The sequence below is a fragment of the Acidobacteriaceae bacterium genome, assembly GCA_035944135.1.
Lineage (GTDB): Bacteria > Acidobacteriota > Terriglobia > Terriglobales > Acidobacteriaceae > Granulicella.
This window is the reverse complement of sequence record DASZBM010000002.1, coordinates 792450-807873: the sequence shown is the minus strand read 5'-3', so window position 1 is coordinate 807873 and position 15424 is coordinate 792450. Positions and strand designations below refer to the sequence as shown.

Sequence of the window (15424 nt, the reverse complement as noted above, 5' to 3'; positions counted from 1 at the left end):
ATGACGCCGGATCATGAAGGACTGGGTAAGACTTTTTCGCGGCGTGATGCCTTGCGCATCGTCGCGGCCGGAGCATTGGCGCCTGCATGGGCGCGCGGATTCAGCTACAGCAAACATCACAACGACGATGATCTGCTGGATGAGTTATCGCGCCGCTGCTTTTTGTACTTTGCAGATGCGATGGATCCGGAGACCGGCATCTGCATGGATTTGATCCACGGGAATCCTGACGACAACACACGCAAGGGAGACCAGACCCGGGGAAGCACCGGCGTGACGGGGTTTGCATTGACCGCGATGTGTATTGGAGCGGAGCGCAAATGGATCGAGCGTACAAAGGCGAAGGACGTGGTCCGACGTACTTTGCGCAGCTACACCAACGGGAAAGTGCTATGCGAACATGGTTGGTTTTACCACTTCCTCGATGTGCACACGGGTGAGCGCTGGAAGGAAGTCGAGATGTCGACGAGCGATTCGATCTGGTTGCTTGCCGGCGCGCTGACCTGCCGCCAGTTCTTCCATGAGGATCATGAGATTGCTGATCTCGCCACGTTGCTGTACAGCCGGTATGACTTTCCCTGGATGACGAACGGCGATGGAAAGCTGCTGTCGCACGGATGGAAGCCGGAGGGTCATCTTGCGCTGCGCTATGACAAGTATTGCCAGTTGGCCGCCATGTATCTGCTCGGTATTGGATCGCCGACGCTTCCCCTGCCGCCGGACGCCTGGTATGCCTGGGAACGCAACCCGAATCAATACGGGCAATATCATTACGTCGGCACTTCCCTGCTCTGGACGTATCAGTACCCCTTCGCGTGGTTTGATTTCCGCGGCCGACGCGAGACGCGTGGGGCAAAGGTAGATTGGTTCGCGAACTCACAGACTGCTACGCGCGCGCACCGCGAATGGTGTTACACCGATTTAGCGAAACAGTTCCCGGACTACACGCAGGACATCTGGGGGATCACCAGCTCATCGAGCCCCAAAGGCTACAAAGCCTGGGGAGGGCCGCCGCAGCACTCGAAGATTGACGGCACTGTGGTTCCCTGCGCTGCCGGAGGATCGCTGATGCTCGATCCCGACATCTGCATCCCCGCGCTGTATGCGATGAAAAAGAAATACGGCGCCACGATATGGGGCAAGTATGGATTGGCCGATGCATTCAATCCGCTGACGAACTGGGTGTCGACGGACACGCTCGGGCTGGATGTCGGGATGATGCTGTTGAGTGCAGAAAACATTCGCACAGGCAACCTATGGGCGTGGTTTATGGCGAACCCTGAGCCCCAGAGAGCAATGCAACTCGCGGGTATAGAGAAGGTCTAATGAGTTTTTTGAGGATCGTTTCGCGCTGCGGGCTCGCTGGCGCAATCGCTGTCGGTGTACTCGCGTTCTCTTCTGCAAACGCGCAGCAGAGCTGGCAGCAAAAGGAATTTTTCGAAAACAGCGAGTCCGTGCATGCGCATTTCTATAGCGAAGGGAATGTTTCTGCTCCCAGCGCGTTGGAACTGATTGACGGCAAACTTCCCGTAGACACCTCGAGTTTCGTCAGCGCTCCGAATTCTCTGCGCCTCTCGTGGACCAGCGCTCCGGAAGGCGAGTGGGATGTTGAGCTGCGCCTGCAGAACTGGCCGAATCGATACGTGAACTTCACAGGGGACACGTTGTCGTTGTGGCTCTATTCGAAAGAAACGCTGCAGGGGCCTGAGCTGCCGCTGATCTGTTTGCACGATGCCGGCAACGGATTCAGCGAAAAGGTGCGGCTTGGCGATTATGTGCATCAGGTGGCGGCGGCCAAGTGGACGCGTGTGCTGATCCCGATGAGCTCGTTCCACTCGCGATCAGTAAGGCCATTCGAGCCTGCCAGGACAAATACGATCGTCTTTTTACAAGGCAATTCGGATGGTCATCCGCATACCGTGCTCGTCGATAACGTGCGTATCGCGAATCTCGAACGGCATGAGAAGACGCCGCCGACGCCGGCAAACCTGCAAGCAAAGGGGTATGAGCGGCACGTTCTGCTCACATGGGACGCGAGCGAGGATCCGGATGTCGCTGAGTACGTCATTTACCGATCGATGAATGGCGGTCCGTTTGTTCAGGTGCAAACGCAGCGACCGGCCATCAATCGCGCTGTGGACTTCATAAACCAAGTGGGCGTGTCCGCAAACTATCGCGTCACGGCGCGCACCGCGGGACTGCGCGAGTCAGCGCCATCGAATACGGTACAAGCTGCAACGCACGCCATGAGCGACGATGAGTTGTTGACGATGGTGCAGGAAGCAAGTTTTTCGTACTACTGGGACGGCGCCGAACCGCACAGCGGGCTGGCTCGGGAATCCATACCGGGCGATCCCGACATGATCGCTGTTGGCGGCAGCGGCTTCGGGATCATGTCGTTGATCGTTGGCGCAGAGCGCGGCTTTGCTCCGCGGGAAGCGATCGTCGACCGCATGCTGCGGATCACGAGCTATCTTGCGCATGCGGACCGGTTCCATGGCGCGTGGCCGCATTTCCTTAGCGGCAGCACAGGACATATCCTGCCGGCCTTCGGGCTCTATGATGATGGGGCAGATATCGTCGAAACATCATTCTTGATGGAAGGACTGCTTTCCGCGCGCGGATACTTCACGCGCGACACACCGAAGGAGCGCGAACTGCGCGATGAGATTACCGCTCTGTGGCGCGGCGTCGAGTGGGATTGGTTCAATGCAACGCCAGCGCATGACGCGCTCTACTGGCACTGGTCGCCGGATTTCGGATTTCACAAGAAGAATCGTCTTGGCGGATGGAACGAAACGCTGATGCCGTATCTTCTCGGCATTGCATCGCCGACCCACCCTCTGCCGGCCAGCCTCTACTATTCCGGCTGGTGCTCCGAAGGTAATCCGGCACGGCATTTCGGTAAGCATAGTTCCTGGTACGGAATCACGCTGACGGTCGCAGATCCGAATGGGACGACTGGGCCCTTGTTCTTCACTCACTATTCGTTCATGGGTTATGACCCGCGCGGCGTGCACGACAAATACGCCAACTACTTCGTGAACAATCGAAACATGAGCATCATTCAGCAGAAGTATGCGATCGACAACCCGCATCATTTTGAGGGCTACGGCGCAGATGACTGGGGAATGTCTGCGGTGACAGGGCCGCATGGATATCGGGCGTTCCATCCCCCATCGACCGATGACGGAACGCTCGCACCGACTGCTGCGATGGGCGCCTACGCCTACACACCGGAGGCATCGCTGCTCGCACTGAAACATTTCTACCGCGATCTCGGGCCGGCACTCTGGGATGTGTATGGTTTCCGCAACGCATTCAATGAAACAGAAGACTGGTACGCGACTGGCGAGCTGGCGTTGAACCAGGCGCCACAGACTGTAATGATTGAAAACGGGCGCACTGGACTCGTCTGGCGCAGCTTCATGAGTAACCCTGAGATGCCGGCGATGCAGAAGAAGATCGGCCTGGTACCGGACAAGGATCAGTAATTGGCCAGGAAGAAACGAGTCTTTCAGTTACATCGAACTCTGCTTGTTTGTGTGTGTGTGGCTGCGACGGTTTGCGCTCAGCAGCAGCGGCACGCTTCGGTTCACGCGGTTCGTCCATCGAACGCGCAACTCGCTTCTCCGGAGATCGAGCGCCGCGTGAACGCTCTGCTCGCGCGCATGACTCTCGAGGAGAAGCTGGGACAGCTGGTGCAGTACAGCAGCACAGGCAGGACGTCTGCGACGAAAGCAGCCACTGCAACTGCGGATCTTGCGGCCAACCCGGAGGCGACGTATCAAATAGATGCGATGCAGCTTGCCTCAGAGGGCAGGCTTGGATCGATGCTGAACGTCACGGGCGGCGAGCGGATCGCAAGTTATCAGCATGCGGCCGTTGAAAAGAGCCGCCTGCACATTCCGCTGCTGTTTGGAGCGGACGTCATTCACGGATACCGCACGATTTATCCCATACCACTGGGTCTCGCGGCGAGTTTCGATCCGGAACTCGTGGAGCATCTTGCGCACATGTCGGCGCAGGAAGCGACAACTGCGGGCATTCGCTGGTTCTACTCGCCGATGGTTGACATCTCCCGCGATGCACGCTGGGGACGCTCAGCAGAAGGAGCCGGCGAGGATCCATTCCTTGGCGCGGCGATGGCCCGAGCCTACGTGCGCGGCTACCAGGGCACCACTCTCAGCGCTTCGGACAGTGTGGCTGCGAGCGTGAAACACTTCGCAGCTTATGGCGCAGCTGAAGCCGGACGCGAATACAACACGACCGACATGAGTGAGAGCAGGCTCCGCCAGGTCTATCTGCCGCCGTACAAGGCCGCCGTCGACGCGGGTGCTGCTACGATCATGAGCGCTTTCAACGCTCTGAATGGTGTCCCTGCGACCGCAAATCCTTACCTGCTCGATACGATACTGCGCAAAGAGTGGGGCTTCGACGGTCTCGTTGTAAGCGACTATACGGCCATCACGGAACTGATTCACCACGGCGTCGCGCTGGATGCCGCGACAGCCGCCGAGAAGGCGATCAACGCAGGCGTGGATGTCGACATGATGTCCCATCTTTACGACACACAGCTTCCCGCGCTGATCCGTTCCGGTCGCGTGCCGATGTCAGTAATCGATGAAGCGGTGAGACGGGTGTTGCGCGTGAAGTTCGCGCTGGGTCTCTTCGAACACCCTTATGCAGGTGTGCCCGAGATTACCGCCGCCGTTCCGGAGCATCGTCCGCTGGTTCTCGAGGCGGCAGAAGAGTCGTTCGTGCTTCTCGAGAACAAGCAGCTAGGCAATCAGCCTGTGCTTCCGCTCAAATCCGATGCAAAGATCGCGCTCATTGGTCCACTCGCCGATGCAGCGAACGAGATGCAGGGCGCGTGGGGAGGGGCACATCGCGGCACGGATGTTGTGACTCTCAGAGCGGCGCTTGAGGAGCGTGCTGCGAAGGAGGGAGCGAACCTTTTGTACGCACAGGGTACGCAGATCAACAGCGACTCTGATGCAGGCTTTGCAGATGCCGAGAAGGTGGCTCGCGACGCCGACGTCGTCGTAATGGCGATGGGAGAATCGAGCGCGATGAGCGGAGAAGCAGGATCGCGCGCGCACCTCACTCTGCCCGGCAACCAACAGGCTCTGGTTGAGCGCATTGTCGCCACCGGAAAGCCGGTCGTACTTGTGGTTTTCTCGGGACGCCCACTCGTGCTTACATGGGCGCACGAGCATGTGGATGGCATTGTCGAAGCATGGTTTCCCGGCACGGAAGCCGGGCATGCGCTTGCTGCGGTCCTCTATGGTGACGTGAGCCCGAGCGGCAGGCTTCCGATGAGCTTCCCTGTGACAGAGGGGCAGGAGCCGCTTTACTACAACCAGTTCCCTACCGGTCGCCCCGCGCTCGACGCAGACCTGAGCAAGCCGCCGAGTTCGACTACGCGATTCTTGTCGCGTTACATTGATGCTCCGAACGACGCGCTGTATCCGTTCGGATACGGGCTTTCCTATACGACGTTTGACTACTCAGATGTGAAGCTCTCACGCACATCTGTGCCCTTGAACGAGATCCACGATGATGCGAAGGGGCTTGTCACGGTGACGGCCGTAGTGCGAAATACAGGGGGGAGGCCGTCGAGTACGGTGGTGCAGTGCTACGTCGGCAACCGGGGCGCGAGCCTTGAGCAGCCGATGCGCAGCCTCAAAGGTTTCCAGCGCGTTAGCCTCGCCCCCGGTGAATCCAAAACGGTTACCTTCCAGCTCGGGTTCGATGAGCTCTCGTTCTTCGACAACACCGGCCGCCAGCGAGTCGATCCATCGGAGTACACCGTGTGGGTCGGAGGGGACTCAAGAGCAACCGCATCCGCGCGCTTCAAGGTTGGACGGTGAGCGGTGGTTGCACGCGCCTCGTGTATATTGATAAGAGGTGTGGACGAAACGTAGGGGAGTTTGGCCCCGTTTGCACTAAAGATTCCACCCCGCGATAAACCCAGGGATTCGATTCAGCATGGTTATTCTCCTCGTCATTGTTCACGTTATCGTCTGCTTGTTCATCACCGGAGTCATCCTGCTTCAGCAGGGCAAGTCTGCCGATCTCGCCAGCGCCTTTGGCGGCCAGGGATCACAGACTGCTTTCGGTCCTCGTGGTGCGGCAAACCTGCTGACGCGCATGACCACATGGGCAGCGGTCATCTTCATGTTTACCTCTATTGCGCTGACGATTGCGATGTCGCACTCGAGGACGAACCGGTCCGTTCTTTCGGGAACCACGCAATCCACGCCGGCGCACAAGTAAGCAGAGTTCAACGCAGGAGCGCAGGCATCTCGCCTGCGCTCTTTCATTTTCAGGTCACTATGATTCGTGAGACCTTCCCAGTCGGCTTGCTCCAGTGCAACTGCACGATCCTGGGTGACGAGCAATCGCGTGAAGCGATCGTCGTCGACCCAGGCTATGAGATCCCGCGGATCTTGGCCGCGCTCGCGAAGCATCAACTCACCGTTCGTCAGATCGTCGTCACTCACGCGCACATCGATCACATCGCCAGCGCGCTCGAACTCAAGCAGATTACCGGTGCGCCCATTCTCTACAACGCTGCCGACTTGCCCTTAGCAGCAATGATGGACATGCAGGCCGCGTGGATCGGCGTAGAGACACCGAAGGTCAAGCCACCCGATCACTCTCCTTCCGATCTCGAACATATGAAGGTCGGTGACATTGACGCGCAGGTCCTCTACACTCCTGGCCACACGGAAGGAAGCCTGTGCCTCTATCTTCCGGCGAACCAGCTCCTCGTCGCCGGAGACACGCTCTTTGCGGGATCCATAGGTCGCACTGATCTGCCCGGCGGTAACTACAACAAGCTGATCCAGAGCATCCGCGAGCGATTGCTTCCCTTGCCCGACAGTACCGTTGTGATCCCCGGCCACGGTCCCACGACGACCATTGGTGAAGAGCGCGTGTCGAACCCTTTTCTCACTTGAGCCTCAATCGATCGGCAGCAGCGCCAAGCCGTGGTGCCAGGTTTCCGTCGGGCAGAGCAAGCTGAGCACTGCGCGTCCGGCAGGCAAACCGTAAAACTCGCCCGGCTGCACAAGCACACCGCGATTCAGCGCTGCGTGTGCAAAGTCCTGCCCGTCGACCTGCCGCGCGACACGCAGCACAGTCGTCCAACCACCCTCGAGCGCGAGCCGGTCCGCGTGTGTCCCGCGAAGCCGCGCATCAAGCATGGCGAGGTTCGAGCGAACGCGCACTCGAATCTGCTCTTGAAGGAAATTTCGTCCTCGCAACCACTTCGGCAGTGCTGCCTGAGTTGGAGCATTCACTGACAGAAAAGTGTCCGCGACGATCTCCAGTCGCGCAAGCGCTGTCTCCAGGATCTCTTTCGGGCCGCGCGCGACAATCCACGACAGCTTCATTTGCGGCAGCGCACACACTTTGCTGAGCCCGCTCAGCACGAAGCACAACGCAGGCCCGTCGCCCGCCGCAAATGTACGGGGTCTCACCTCCGTCCGCACGGCGTAATCGAGAAAAACCTCGTCCACGATCAGCGCAATGCCGCGCACGGCGCAAAGTGTCTCCAGCTCTTCGCGTTCGCTCTCGGATGCATAATTCCCTGTCGGGTTATTCGGATGCACCACGATGATCGCTCGCGTGCGCTCCGTAATCGCGTCTCGCAGCGCGTCGAAGTCAATGGTCCACGCGTGCGCAGATGCGGCTGAAGCGCCCGGATCGTAGCGCAGCGGATACTCACGCAGCATCACAGAATCCAACCGCGCAATGAAATCAAACAACGGATAGCTTGGCCGTGCGACGAGCACCTCATCCCCCGGATCGCACAGCAGACGGAAAAGATAGCTGTACGCTTCACTGGTGCTGGTCGTCAGGCAGACATGTTCGAGCGGCACCATGGCGCCATGATCGGCGTAATACTCCGCGACGGCGGCGCGCGCTGATTCCAGACCGAATGGCTCCGGCTCATATTCGAGTGCAGCCGGCGCCGCAAGCGGTTCCAGGAGCGCCTCGCGTTCATACGTGAATCCGCACGCGGTCGGATTTGAAACTGTCAGGTCCAGGACCTCTTCGCCGCGCGCCCGCCGCTCTCGCAATTTCGCGGTAAGCGCATTCTCGCCCAGCTCCCAGGCCGTTCTCGCAGAAAATCTCATCTTCACTGAGCATACTTGCCCGAAATTTCAGCGGGCATATCCATCTAAAATCGATGCAGATGCCTCAGATTCGTGCGGTTCTTTTCGACTTCGGCCTCGTGCTCAGCGGTCCGCCAGATCCCCTCGCCCATCGCCGCATGCAGGCGATCCTCAACGCCACGGATGCTGAACTCGAGGTTCCCTACTGGCGGCATCGGCACGACTACGACCTTGGCGTGCTGAGTGGGGTTGAGTTCTGGCGCGTTGTCAGCGAAGAACTCGGCCATCCGCCGAGCGACGACGAAATCACGGAGCTGCTCCGGACAGATGTCGATCTGTGGACTCAACCCAATCAGCCGATGATCGACTGGGCGATCACTCTGCAGCGCGCTGGAGTCGCCACTGGCATCCTCTCCAACATCGGGGACGCCATGGAAACCGGCATTCTTGAACGCTGCTCCTGGCTCGCTGGATTTCCGCACCATACCTTCTCGCATCGGCTCAGAATCGCCAAGCCGGATGAGCGTATCTACCATCACGCGGTTGCCGGCATCGGCAACGCGGCGGAGGCCACGCTATTCATTGACGACCGCATAGAGAACGTCGAGGCCGCTCGCAGAGTCGGCCTGCATGCCATCCAGTACAGCAGGCACGACACCTTTCTCCGTGAGCTTCAGCATGCGAACGTGATTGGTCTTCCGATGCCCAGCTCGCTTATCGCAAAGTAGCTCAGCGGCTGCTCGTCTCCTGGTCTGTTACGCCAGGAATCGGCGCCTGCCCTACGATCTCGATCCCGAAGCCCTGCAGCGCAGGTACGTGTGTCGGATGATTGCTCAGTAGCATGATCCTGCGAATTCCGAGGTCCGAGAGGATCTGTCCTCCGAGCCCCACCTGTCGCAGCACCCGCTGATGTCCGTCCTCACTGCGCTCTCCGCCGGCGCGCCCTTCGCTGCGATGAAACGCAAGCCGCGGAGGCTGCAGTGTCCGGTCAACACCCAGACCTCGCTGCGTGTGGTGCAAGTAAACAATCGCACCGGCTCCAGCCTCGGCGACGGCGCGCATCGAACCGTCGAGTGTCGCCTGGCAATTACACAACGACGACCCGAACAAATTTCCGGCCAGGCAATGCGTGTGCACCCTCACGAGCACCGGCTCTCCTGCGCTCTGCGCCCTCTCGAGGTCTCCATAGACCAGCGCGACGTGAGACTCCCCGTTGCTCCCGTATGTCTCGCCCAGGCCAGCCTCGCTCTCGTAGGCAATCATCCGAAACTCGCCGAGGGGCGTCGGCAGCTGCGCCTCGCCAACCCTGTGCACATAGCGCTCGTTCTGCAGACGGTAGCGGATGAGCTCCGCAACGGTCAGCATCTTCAGCCCATGCGCTTTGCAAAACTCGAGCAGATCCGGAACGCGCGCCATCGTTCCGTCCTCGTTCATGATTTCGCAGATCACGCCGGCCGGAATCAGGCCAGCCATCCGGGCGAGGTCGACCGAAGCCTCCGTCTGGCCAGCGCGCACAAGTACTCCACCTTTGCGTGCCCGTAGCGGAAACACATGGCCTGGCCTTGCGAGATCATTCGGCGTGGTTCCCGGCGCAATCGCCACCTGGATGGTATGGGCGCGATCGGCCGCTGAGATTCCGGTAGTCACGCCCTCGCGCGCCTCAATCGACTCGGTGAACGCCGTGCCAAAACGCGAGGTATTATCCTGCGTCATGGGAGAGAGACGCAGCGCGTCCGCTCGCTCTTCAGTTAGGGTCAGGCAGATCAATCCGCGGCCGTATTTAGCCATGAAGTTGATGGCTTCCGGCGTGCAGAACTCCGCCGCCAGAGTCAGATCGCCCTCGTTTTCGCGGTCTTCGTCGTCGACGACCACGATCATCCTGCCGGCCTGCAGCTCTGCGATTGCCTCCGGCACATCTACAAATCCACCCGGCAACTCTGCCATCGCCTGGCTCCTTGCTTCTCAGTCGAAAGAAGTGGCCGCGCAGCGGCGGCCATTCTTCTGAGCTAATTGATGTTTTGCCTCTCCGACCGATTCAACATCGGGCCCGAATCGCGCTACAGCGTCGACTCGATCTCAAAACCCCAGGCCTCGAGCAGCGCTTCCGGGATGTACTTCGAGTTCTTGTTCCGGCGCGCCCATTCCCGCAGACGCGTGGAGCGCACGTACTGGTCAGGAGTCAGCTTGTACTCCTTAACAATCTGTTCAAACGATGTCACCGTGGGGACGACCGGCCCGATAGGCTCGGGTTTTCCCCAATTTGGATTTCCGCGGCGCTTTGCCATTTCTGCTTCTGGTTCCTTTCCACGCAGCGCCAGAAGACGCCGCAAACACTTTAGTTTAGCACGTTTTCAGGCCGAAATGGGCTTGCGGCTGCCTGTCTTGTTGATCTCAAGACACTTACGGCAGGTGGCGGTTATAGCCAAAAAGTCATCGCACCCGCGAAGCTACGCCGTGCGGGTCTGCACCTTCGGCAGACTGTGAATGGCCATGGCAAATCCCAGCAGCAGTGCGCCTCCATCGAAAATCAGATCGATCCCGATGGCCATGCCGATAAAGAAGGCGCTGATTCCGGCCAGGTTGGTCACCAGATAAGCCCCGAGGACCATGGAAACGACGCCTGCAATTACCGCCGATCCGGGCTTCGTTTGAACTCGAAGCGGCCGCTGACCCAACCCGCAAACGAAATTGATCTACGACGCTTTGGCCCGGGCGACTGCTGCCTTCGCTTCGGCCGCTGTTGCTTTGGCCTGCGCCTTCTTCTGCGAGATGACACTTCGTTCCTGCAGCTTCTGCACCTGCGCCTGGATCCTGCTCTCGAGCTGGCCGATCTTCTCCTGCAGCTTCGCCTTGCGATCCGCGTGTGCCTGCGCCATCTCCGCCCGGTACTGGGCCACGTCGGCTTTCATGGCGGCGATGTTTTCCTCGCGCACCTGCTTCTGCACATCCGACAAGGCACGCCGCAGCACGACGCCGCCGAGCACCTCCATGCTCGAGTCGACGGGCGCCGTCCACTCCTCATCGACCTCGGCAACCAGTGCCACTTTGCCCGGCGTCAGCGTTTTGGCTATATCGTCCAGAAAGTCCTGGCCGACGCCGAGGTTCGTGAAGTCGACCGCAGCACCGCCGCCCAGTCCCCCGGCTGCTCCCAGCAGCATTCCTACGGGTCCAAAGAGAGCTCCGGCAAGTGCTCCAAAAGACATACCGAACAAGCTGCCGAGCGGCCCGCTGTTGTCCGACTGCTTTATCGTTGCGCTGCGGTCCGCATTCTCCGCGACAACAGCGTACCCATATACATTAACGTTGCCCTGGTCTTGTAGCTGCATAAGCGCAGTCTTCCCTTGATACGCTTTCGCCTCATCGTTAAAAACAACGACCAGCATACGGTCCATGATGTGGACCTCCTTTCGGTATTTTGTTTGTGGAGCCCCGCTGTCTGCCTGGTGTCGGTGAATGCACCCGCTGCTGCGCTAATCCAGAGCCGGTGCGGCAAAGAGCCCTAACGTGCGCACAAGGTACACCTCGCCACGCTGTGCAAGCAAACGCGCATCCGTCGCAGAACGAGGTGCGATTCCGCTCGGCCGCTCTACGCGACCATCGGATGTTCGCACCTCGTTGCTGCAGTTCAGTTGCTCTCGCGCTTATCGGGTCTCGCCGTACCAGCGTTCCAAGTCGTCGTGCATCTGGTGCAGCGCATCGACGTTCAAGTAGACCATGTGCCCGGCTGGATAGTACCCGAACTGCACGTTCTTCAGGCTGGATTCCGGCAGCATCATCTGGGCCAGGTCGTGCTCCGTCCCAAAGAACGGCGTCGCGAGATCGAACCAGCCGTTGGCCGAGAACACTCGCAGGTGCGGGTTCTTGCGCATGGCGTCCGAGAGGTCGATGACGGTGTCGGGCTCTGACTGCTCGCCGCGGCCACCGCCGCCGAAGTTCTGCGTTCCCGATGGCCGGTGCTTCCAGTCCCAGTTCTGGTTGATCCCGGGCCCCTGCAGGTAATACGGCTCTGAGCTCATGTACTTCAGCTCGCTCTGGATATAGTCATGGAACGCGCCGACGAAGACGCCGCTGATGGCCGTGTCGCTCGGGTCATAGCCCGGGTTCTCGCCCGCCGCATCGATGTCATCGCCCTCGAAGCGCGCGTCATATCGGCCCAGGACCTTTTCATCGCCGCGCAGCAGCTCTTTGCGGAAGCGCGTCGGCGAAATGCGGAGCTTGGCGTCCTTCACATAATCGACAGGCAAACCGGTGAAGCTTGCCACCTTCTGCGCCACGTCATCGAACTCCGCCTTCGAGATCATGTCACCTTTGTGCAGAGCCGCCGCGTACTCTCCGCCTGCAAACTCGCGCGCCTTCTGCACCCAGTCCTGCATGCTGCCGTTCTGCGGGACTTTCTTGTAGTACCACGCGATCGCGGCATAGCTCGGAAGATAGGTCGGCGCCTCGATGTCATATCCCGGCGCGCGCATGTAGTAGTTCAAGATCGAAGACAGGAGAATGACGCCGTTGAACTGAATGCCATCGTTATTGAGCGCAGCCACCAACGCAGCCGAGCGCGGCGTGCCATAGCTTTCTCCAAACAGATACTTCGGCGAGTTCCACCGTTGATTGACCGTGATGTAACGCGTGATGAACTTATCGAAGGCCTTCACATCCTGATCGACTCCGGCGAAGTCTTTCGCGGTTCCCTTGCCCACCGCGCGAGAGAAGCCGCAGAGCGGCGCATCCACAAAGACCAGGTCCGTCTTGTCCAGCAGGCTGTACTGATTCTCGACCCACTTGAAAGGCGGCGGCCCACTCACATCCGGACTCGCAGTCACCACGCGGACGGGACCGACCGACCCCATGTGCAGCCAGATCGTCGCTGACCCGGGACCGCCGTTGTACAGGAACGTCACTGGCCGGTTGTGATGGTCGGCGCCATCCTCGGTGTAGGCGACATAGAAGATGCTTCCGTTCGGCTTGTTCTCATCGTCCCGAATCAGCAGATTTCCCGCGGTTGCGGTGTAGTGCACCGTGCGCCCACCCGCGCTCCACACATGCTGGGTCTCGGTCTTGTTCTCCGCGGGGATTGGCAGAGCATTCTCTTTGTTCTGCTCAGGCTCGCTCGCTCCGCGGGCATTCGCCGCTGGTTCGTCGCTCCGTCTCGGCCGCTGTGGCTGATCCTGAGCAAACCCCGAACCTACCAACGCCGTGCCAAGAAGCACAGCACACAAAGACTTAACCAAGGTGGCCAATGAGACGCCTCCTGAATCGCAAATTTATGATTGCCTGAAAAGTGTGTAACTGCGTGGTGAGACGACTATACCGAACGCGGAGTCTCACGAATCAGAAATTCCTCCGGACCTCGTAAACTCATCCTGTGACGTCCTTTCGCTCTCACGTCCAGACCATCGAAGATCTCCGCGGCCCCGCAGGCCGCCTTGAAGCTCTCCTGAACACGGGCCATCCGGATGCGCTCTACGCAGCGCTTGTCGCGCATCCGCATCCGCTCGGCGGCGGCACGATGCACAACAAGGTCGTCTACCACGCTGCCAAGGCGTTCTCGTACTTCGGCCTGCCTACCCTGCGGTTCAACTTCCGCGGCACCGGCTTGAGTGAAGGCGCGCACGACGACGGGCGCGGCGAAGTCGATGACGTCCGCGCAGCCCTCGATTGGCTCACCGAGCGGTTCAATCTGCCGATCCTGTTTGCTGGTTTCTCGTTCGGCTCCAATGTGGGGCTACGCGCCTGTTGCGGAGACGCTCGCGTTCGCGGCCTGGTTGGACTCGGGCTTCCGGTGCGCGCCGCTGGGCGTGACTACCGCTACGATTTTCTGCCGGCCTGCGGTTCGGTGCCGAAGCTCTTTATCTCCGGCGACCAGGATGAGTTCAGCCCGCGCGGCACGCTGGAGGCATATCTGGTTTCGGCGTCACAACCGCGCGAAATTCTCTTCATCGAAGACGCCGACCATTTCTTCGCTGGAGTGCCGGGCTCTCCCCAGCCCAAGCTCGATCGCATGTCCGGTGCCCTGCGCGCGTGGCTCCAATCCAACTTCGGCCTTACGCCACTCAGTTAGCGAGCCCCGCCTGACGCATCTGGGCCAGGGCGTCATCCAGCGAAGCGAGACGCGGAGTCCTGGCCCATCGAACGGTCGTCCCGGTAGCGGTTCCGGACCCTAGGATTGCTCAGCGCGGGTGTAGAAGGTTCTGCTATCGCATGCTCGGAGAAAGTCTCGAATCAGTTCGCCGCACTCCTCCGGCCTCTCGTCATTGGGCAAATGTCCGACGCCACAGAGTATCGCCTGTTCGCTCGACTCAAGGTGCTCCATCAGCTCCTCGCCAGTTGATGGCGGCACCACGGGATCCAACTCGCCCCACAGGACGAACGCCGGAACCTCGGTGCTGCGTTCCCGAAGCGCGTTCCCCAGCTTCTCCATGTCACTCTTCCAGCTCTTCAGCAGCCGCAGGACATACGCGATCGTGCCCGGATGACGCAGCGCTTGCAGGTATGGCTCAATCTGCTCGTAGCTCACATTGCGGCGATCTCCCGGCATACGCCGAAAGGTCTCCAGCATCAGCCGCCGCGGCACGCGAGGCAGCAAACGCGCAAACCAACGGCCAGCGCGGCTGAGGTAGAACCGCACCAATGGGTCCTCGCGCATGGAGAACGGGTGCGCGGGCGCGATCAGGATCATTGCGTCCAGGAACTCCGGCCGCCATGCCGCCAGTTCCAGCGTGATCGCCCCACCATACGAGTGGCCGACGATCACCGGCCGGTCCATCCCAAGCGTGGTCATCGCCTCCGCGACGATCTCCGCGACGCTCCGGAAGCTCACGTCGATGTCATTGGGGCGATCCGAGTAGCCGCCGCCGGGCAAGTCCAGCGCGACAACACGCCTGTCATCCGGAAGCTCATCGCCAAGCCTGCGAAAGCAATCCGCGCCCGCAACCAGTCCGTGCAGCATCAAGACTGGCGCGGCCGCGCAAGCCGCCTCAGTCTCACGCTCGATATAAGAAAGCCGAACGCCGCGCGCACGCAGCTCACGGCGAGTCCACTGTTTCGGTCCCGTCGTGTGCCGGCTCACGGCCACTTCATTAAGCGCGGGCACCGGGCATAGTCTCGACGTTGGCGCCCAAAGGCCCTGCGGGAGTCAGGTCCAGGCGGCGGTTCCCAGAGCTGTGAAACAGATAGACTCCCTCGCCACGTTCCATGACGACTGGGTACCGCCCGTAAACCAGGAGTAAACACTCCCCGTCCCGCTCCAATACGGAACGGATCTCGGCATTTTGCCGCAAATCAACCATGATTCGTCCAGT

At 60.1% G+C, this 15424-nt stretch carries 14 protein-coding genes; 7 read left to right on the top strand and 7 right to left on the bottom strand.

Annotation, left to right across the window (positions count from 1 at the left end):
- From VGU25_06080 to VGU25_06060, 5 genes are all read left to right on the top strand, one after another.
- A complete protein-coding gene (locus VGU25_06080; protein ID HEV2576761.1) occupies positions 1–1326 on the top strand; it encodes a glucoamylase family protein in 1326 nt (441 codons plus the stop codon).
- Positions 1326–3494: a glucoamylase family protein gene (locus VGU25_06075; GenBank protein HEV2576760.1), complete on the top strand. Its 2169-nt coding sequence runs from the start codon at positions 1326–1328 to the stop codon at positions 3492–3494. The genes VGU25_06080 and VGU25_06075 overlap by 1 nt, the downstream gene beginning before the upstream one ends.
- A 57-nt stretch (positions 3495–3551) precedes the next feature.
- On the top strand, positions 3552–5873 hold the full coding sequence (bglX, locus tag VGU25_06070) for a beta-glucosidase BglX (GenBank protein ID HEV2576759.1): 2322 nt from the start codon (positions 3552–3554) through the stop codon (positions 5871–5873).
- Between the two features lie 118 nt (positions 5874–5991).
- Positions 5992–6279 (top strand): preprotein translocase subunit SecG, encoded by a 288-nt coding sequence (secG, locus tag VGU25_06065; protein ID HEV2576758.1) that lies wholly within the window; start codon positions 5992–5994, stop codon positions 6277–6279.
- A gap of 59 nt (positions 6280–6338) precedes the next feature.
- Complete coding sequence (locus VGU25_06060) at positions 6339–6965, top strand: MBL fold metallo-hydrolase (protein ID HEV2576757.1); 627 nt, start codon at positions 6339–6341, stop codon at positions 6963–6965.
- Positions 6966–6968: 3 nt separating this feature from the next.
- Here the strand turns inward: VGU25_06060 and VGU25_06055 are convergent, their stop codons facing one another.
- The gene (locus VGU25_06055; protein HEV2576756.1) at positions 6969–8147 is read right to left on the bottom strand and encodes a pyridoxal phosphate-dependent aminotransferase; all 1179 of its coding nucleotides are present in this window, start codon (positions 8145–8147) and stop codon (positions 6969–6971) included.
- Positions 8148–8206: 59 nt separating this feature from the next.
- On the opposite strand from VGU25_06055, the gene VGU25_06050 reads away from it, so the two are divergent.
- On the top strand, positions 8207–8854 hold the full coding sequence (locus tag VGU25_06050; protein ID HEV2576755.1) for an HAD family phosphatase: 648 nt from the start codon (positions 8207–8209) through the stop codon (positions 8852–8854).
- Position 8855: 1 nt separating this feature from the next.
- Here VGU25_06050 and ribB read toward each other — a convergent pair whose 3' ends face one another.
- The 5 genes from ribB to VGU25_06025 form a co-directional block, all read right to left on the bottom strand.
- The gene (gene ribB, locus VGU25_06045; GenBank protein HEV2576754.1) at positions 8856–10070 is read right to left on the bottom strand and encodes a 3,4-dihydroxy-2-butanone-4-phosphate synthase; all 1215 of its coding nucleotides are present in this window, start codon (positions 10068–10070) and stop codon (positions 8856–8858) included.
- Between the two features lie 113 nt (positions 10071–10183).
- Complete coding sequence (locus VGU25_06040; GenBank protein ID HEV2576753.1) at positions 10184–10411, bottom strand: hypothetical protein; 228 nt, start codon at positions 10409–10411, stop codon at positions 10184–10186.
- Positions 10412–10573: 162 nt separating this feature from the next.
- The gene (locus tag VGU25_06035; GenBank protein ID HEV2576752.1) at positions 10574–10735 is read right to left on the bottom strand and encodes a hypothetical protein; all 162 of its coding nucleotides are present in this window, start codon (positions 10733–10735) and stop codon (positions 10574–10576) included.
- 84 nt (positions 10736–10819) lie between these two features.
- Positions 10820–11518, bottom strand: coding sequence for a DUF1269 domain-containing protein (locus tag VGU25_06030; protein ID HEV2576751.1), 699 nt, complete (start codon positions 11516–11518; stop codon positions 10820–10822).
- A gap of 249 nt (positions 11519–11767) precedes the next feature.
- Entirely contained in the window at positions 11768–13363 is a 1596-nt protein-coding gene (locus tag VGU25_06025) for a peptidase S10 (protein ID HEV2576750.1), read from the bottom strand.
- 125 nt (positions 13364–13488) lie between these two features.
- Between VGU25_06025 and VGU25_06020 the strand changes: the two genes are divergently transcribed.
- Positions 13489–14184, top strand: coding sequence for an alpha/beta family hydrolase (locus tag VGU25_06020; protein HEV2576749.1), 696 nt, complete (start codon positions 13489–13491; stop codon positions 14182–14184).
- Between the two features lie 99 nt (positions 14185–14283).
- Here the strand turns inward: VGU25_06020 and VGU25_06015 are convergent, their stop codons facing one another.
- Positions 14284–15216 carry an alpha/beta hydrolase gene (locus tag VGU25_06015; protein ID HEV2576748.1) on the bottom strand — a complete coding sequence of 311 codons (933 nt, stop codon included), beginning with the start codon at positions 15214–15216 and terminating at the stop codon, positions 14284–14286.
- Positions 15217–15424: the final 208 nt, after the last annotated feature.

Coding starts and splice junctions, on each gene's coding strand:
- VGU25_06040 (HEV2576753.1), bottom strand. CDS start 10,411: ATGGCAAAGCGCCGCGGAAATCCAAATTGGGGAAAACCCGAGCCTATC.
- VGU25_06030 (HEV2576751.1), bottom strand. CDS start 11,518: ATGGACCGTATGCTGGTCGTTGTTTTTAACGATGAGGCGAAAGCGTAT.
- VGU25_06075 (HEV2576760.1), top strand. CDS start 1,326: ATGAGTTTTTTGAGGATCGTTTCGCGCTGCGGGCTCGCTGGCGCAATC.
- VGU25_06060 (HEV2576757.1), top strand. CDS start 6,339: ATGATTCGTGAGACCTTCCCAGTCGGCTTGCTCCAGTGCAACTGCACG.
- VGU25_06035 (HEV2576752.1), bottom strand. CDS start 10,735: ATGGTCCTCGGGGCTTATCTGGTGACCAACCTGGCCGGAATCAGCGCC.
- VGU25_06080 (HEV2576761.1), top strand. CDS start 1: ATGACGCCGGATCATGAAGGACTGGGTAAGACTTTTTCGCGGCGTGAT.
- VGU25_06055 (HEV2576756.1), bottom strand. CDS start 8,147: ATGAGATTTTCTGCGAGAACGGCCTGGGAGCTGGGCGAGAATGCGCTT.
- secG (HEV2576758.1), top strand. CDS start 5,992: ATGGTTATTCTCCTCGTCATTGTTCACGTTATCGTCTGCTTGTTCATC.
- ribB (HEV2576754.1), bottom strand. CDS start 10,070: ATGGCAGAGTTGCCGGGTGGATTTGTAGATGTGCCGGAGGCAATCGCA.
- VGU25_06050 (HEV2576755.1), top strand. CDS start 8,207: ATGCCTCAGATTCGTGCGGTTCTTTTCGACTTCGGCCTCGTGCTCAGC.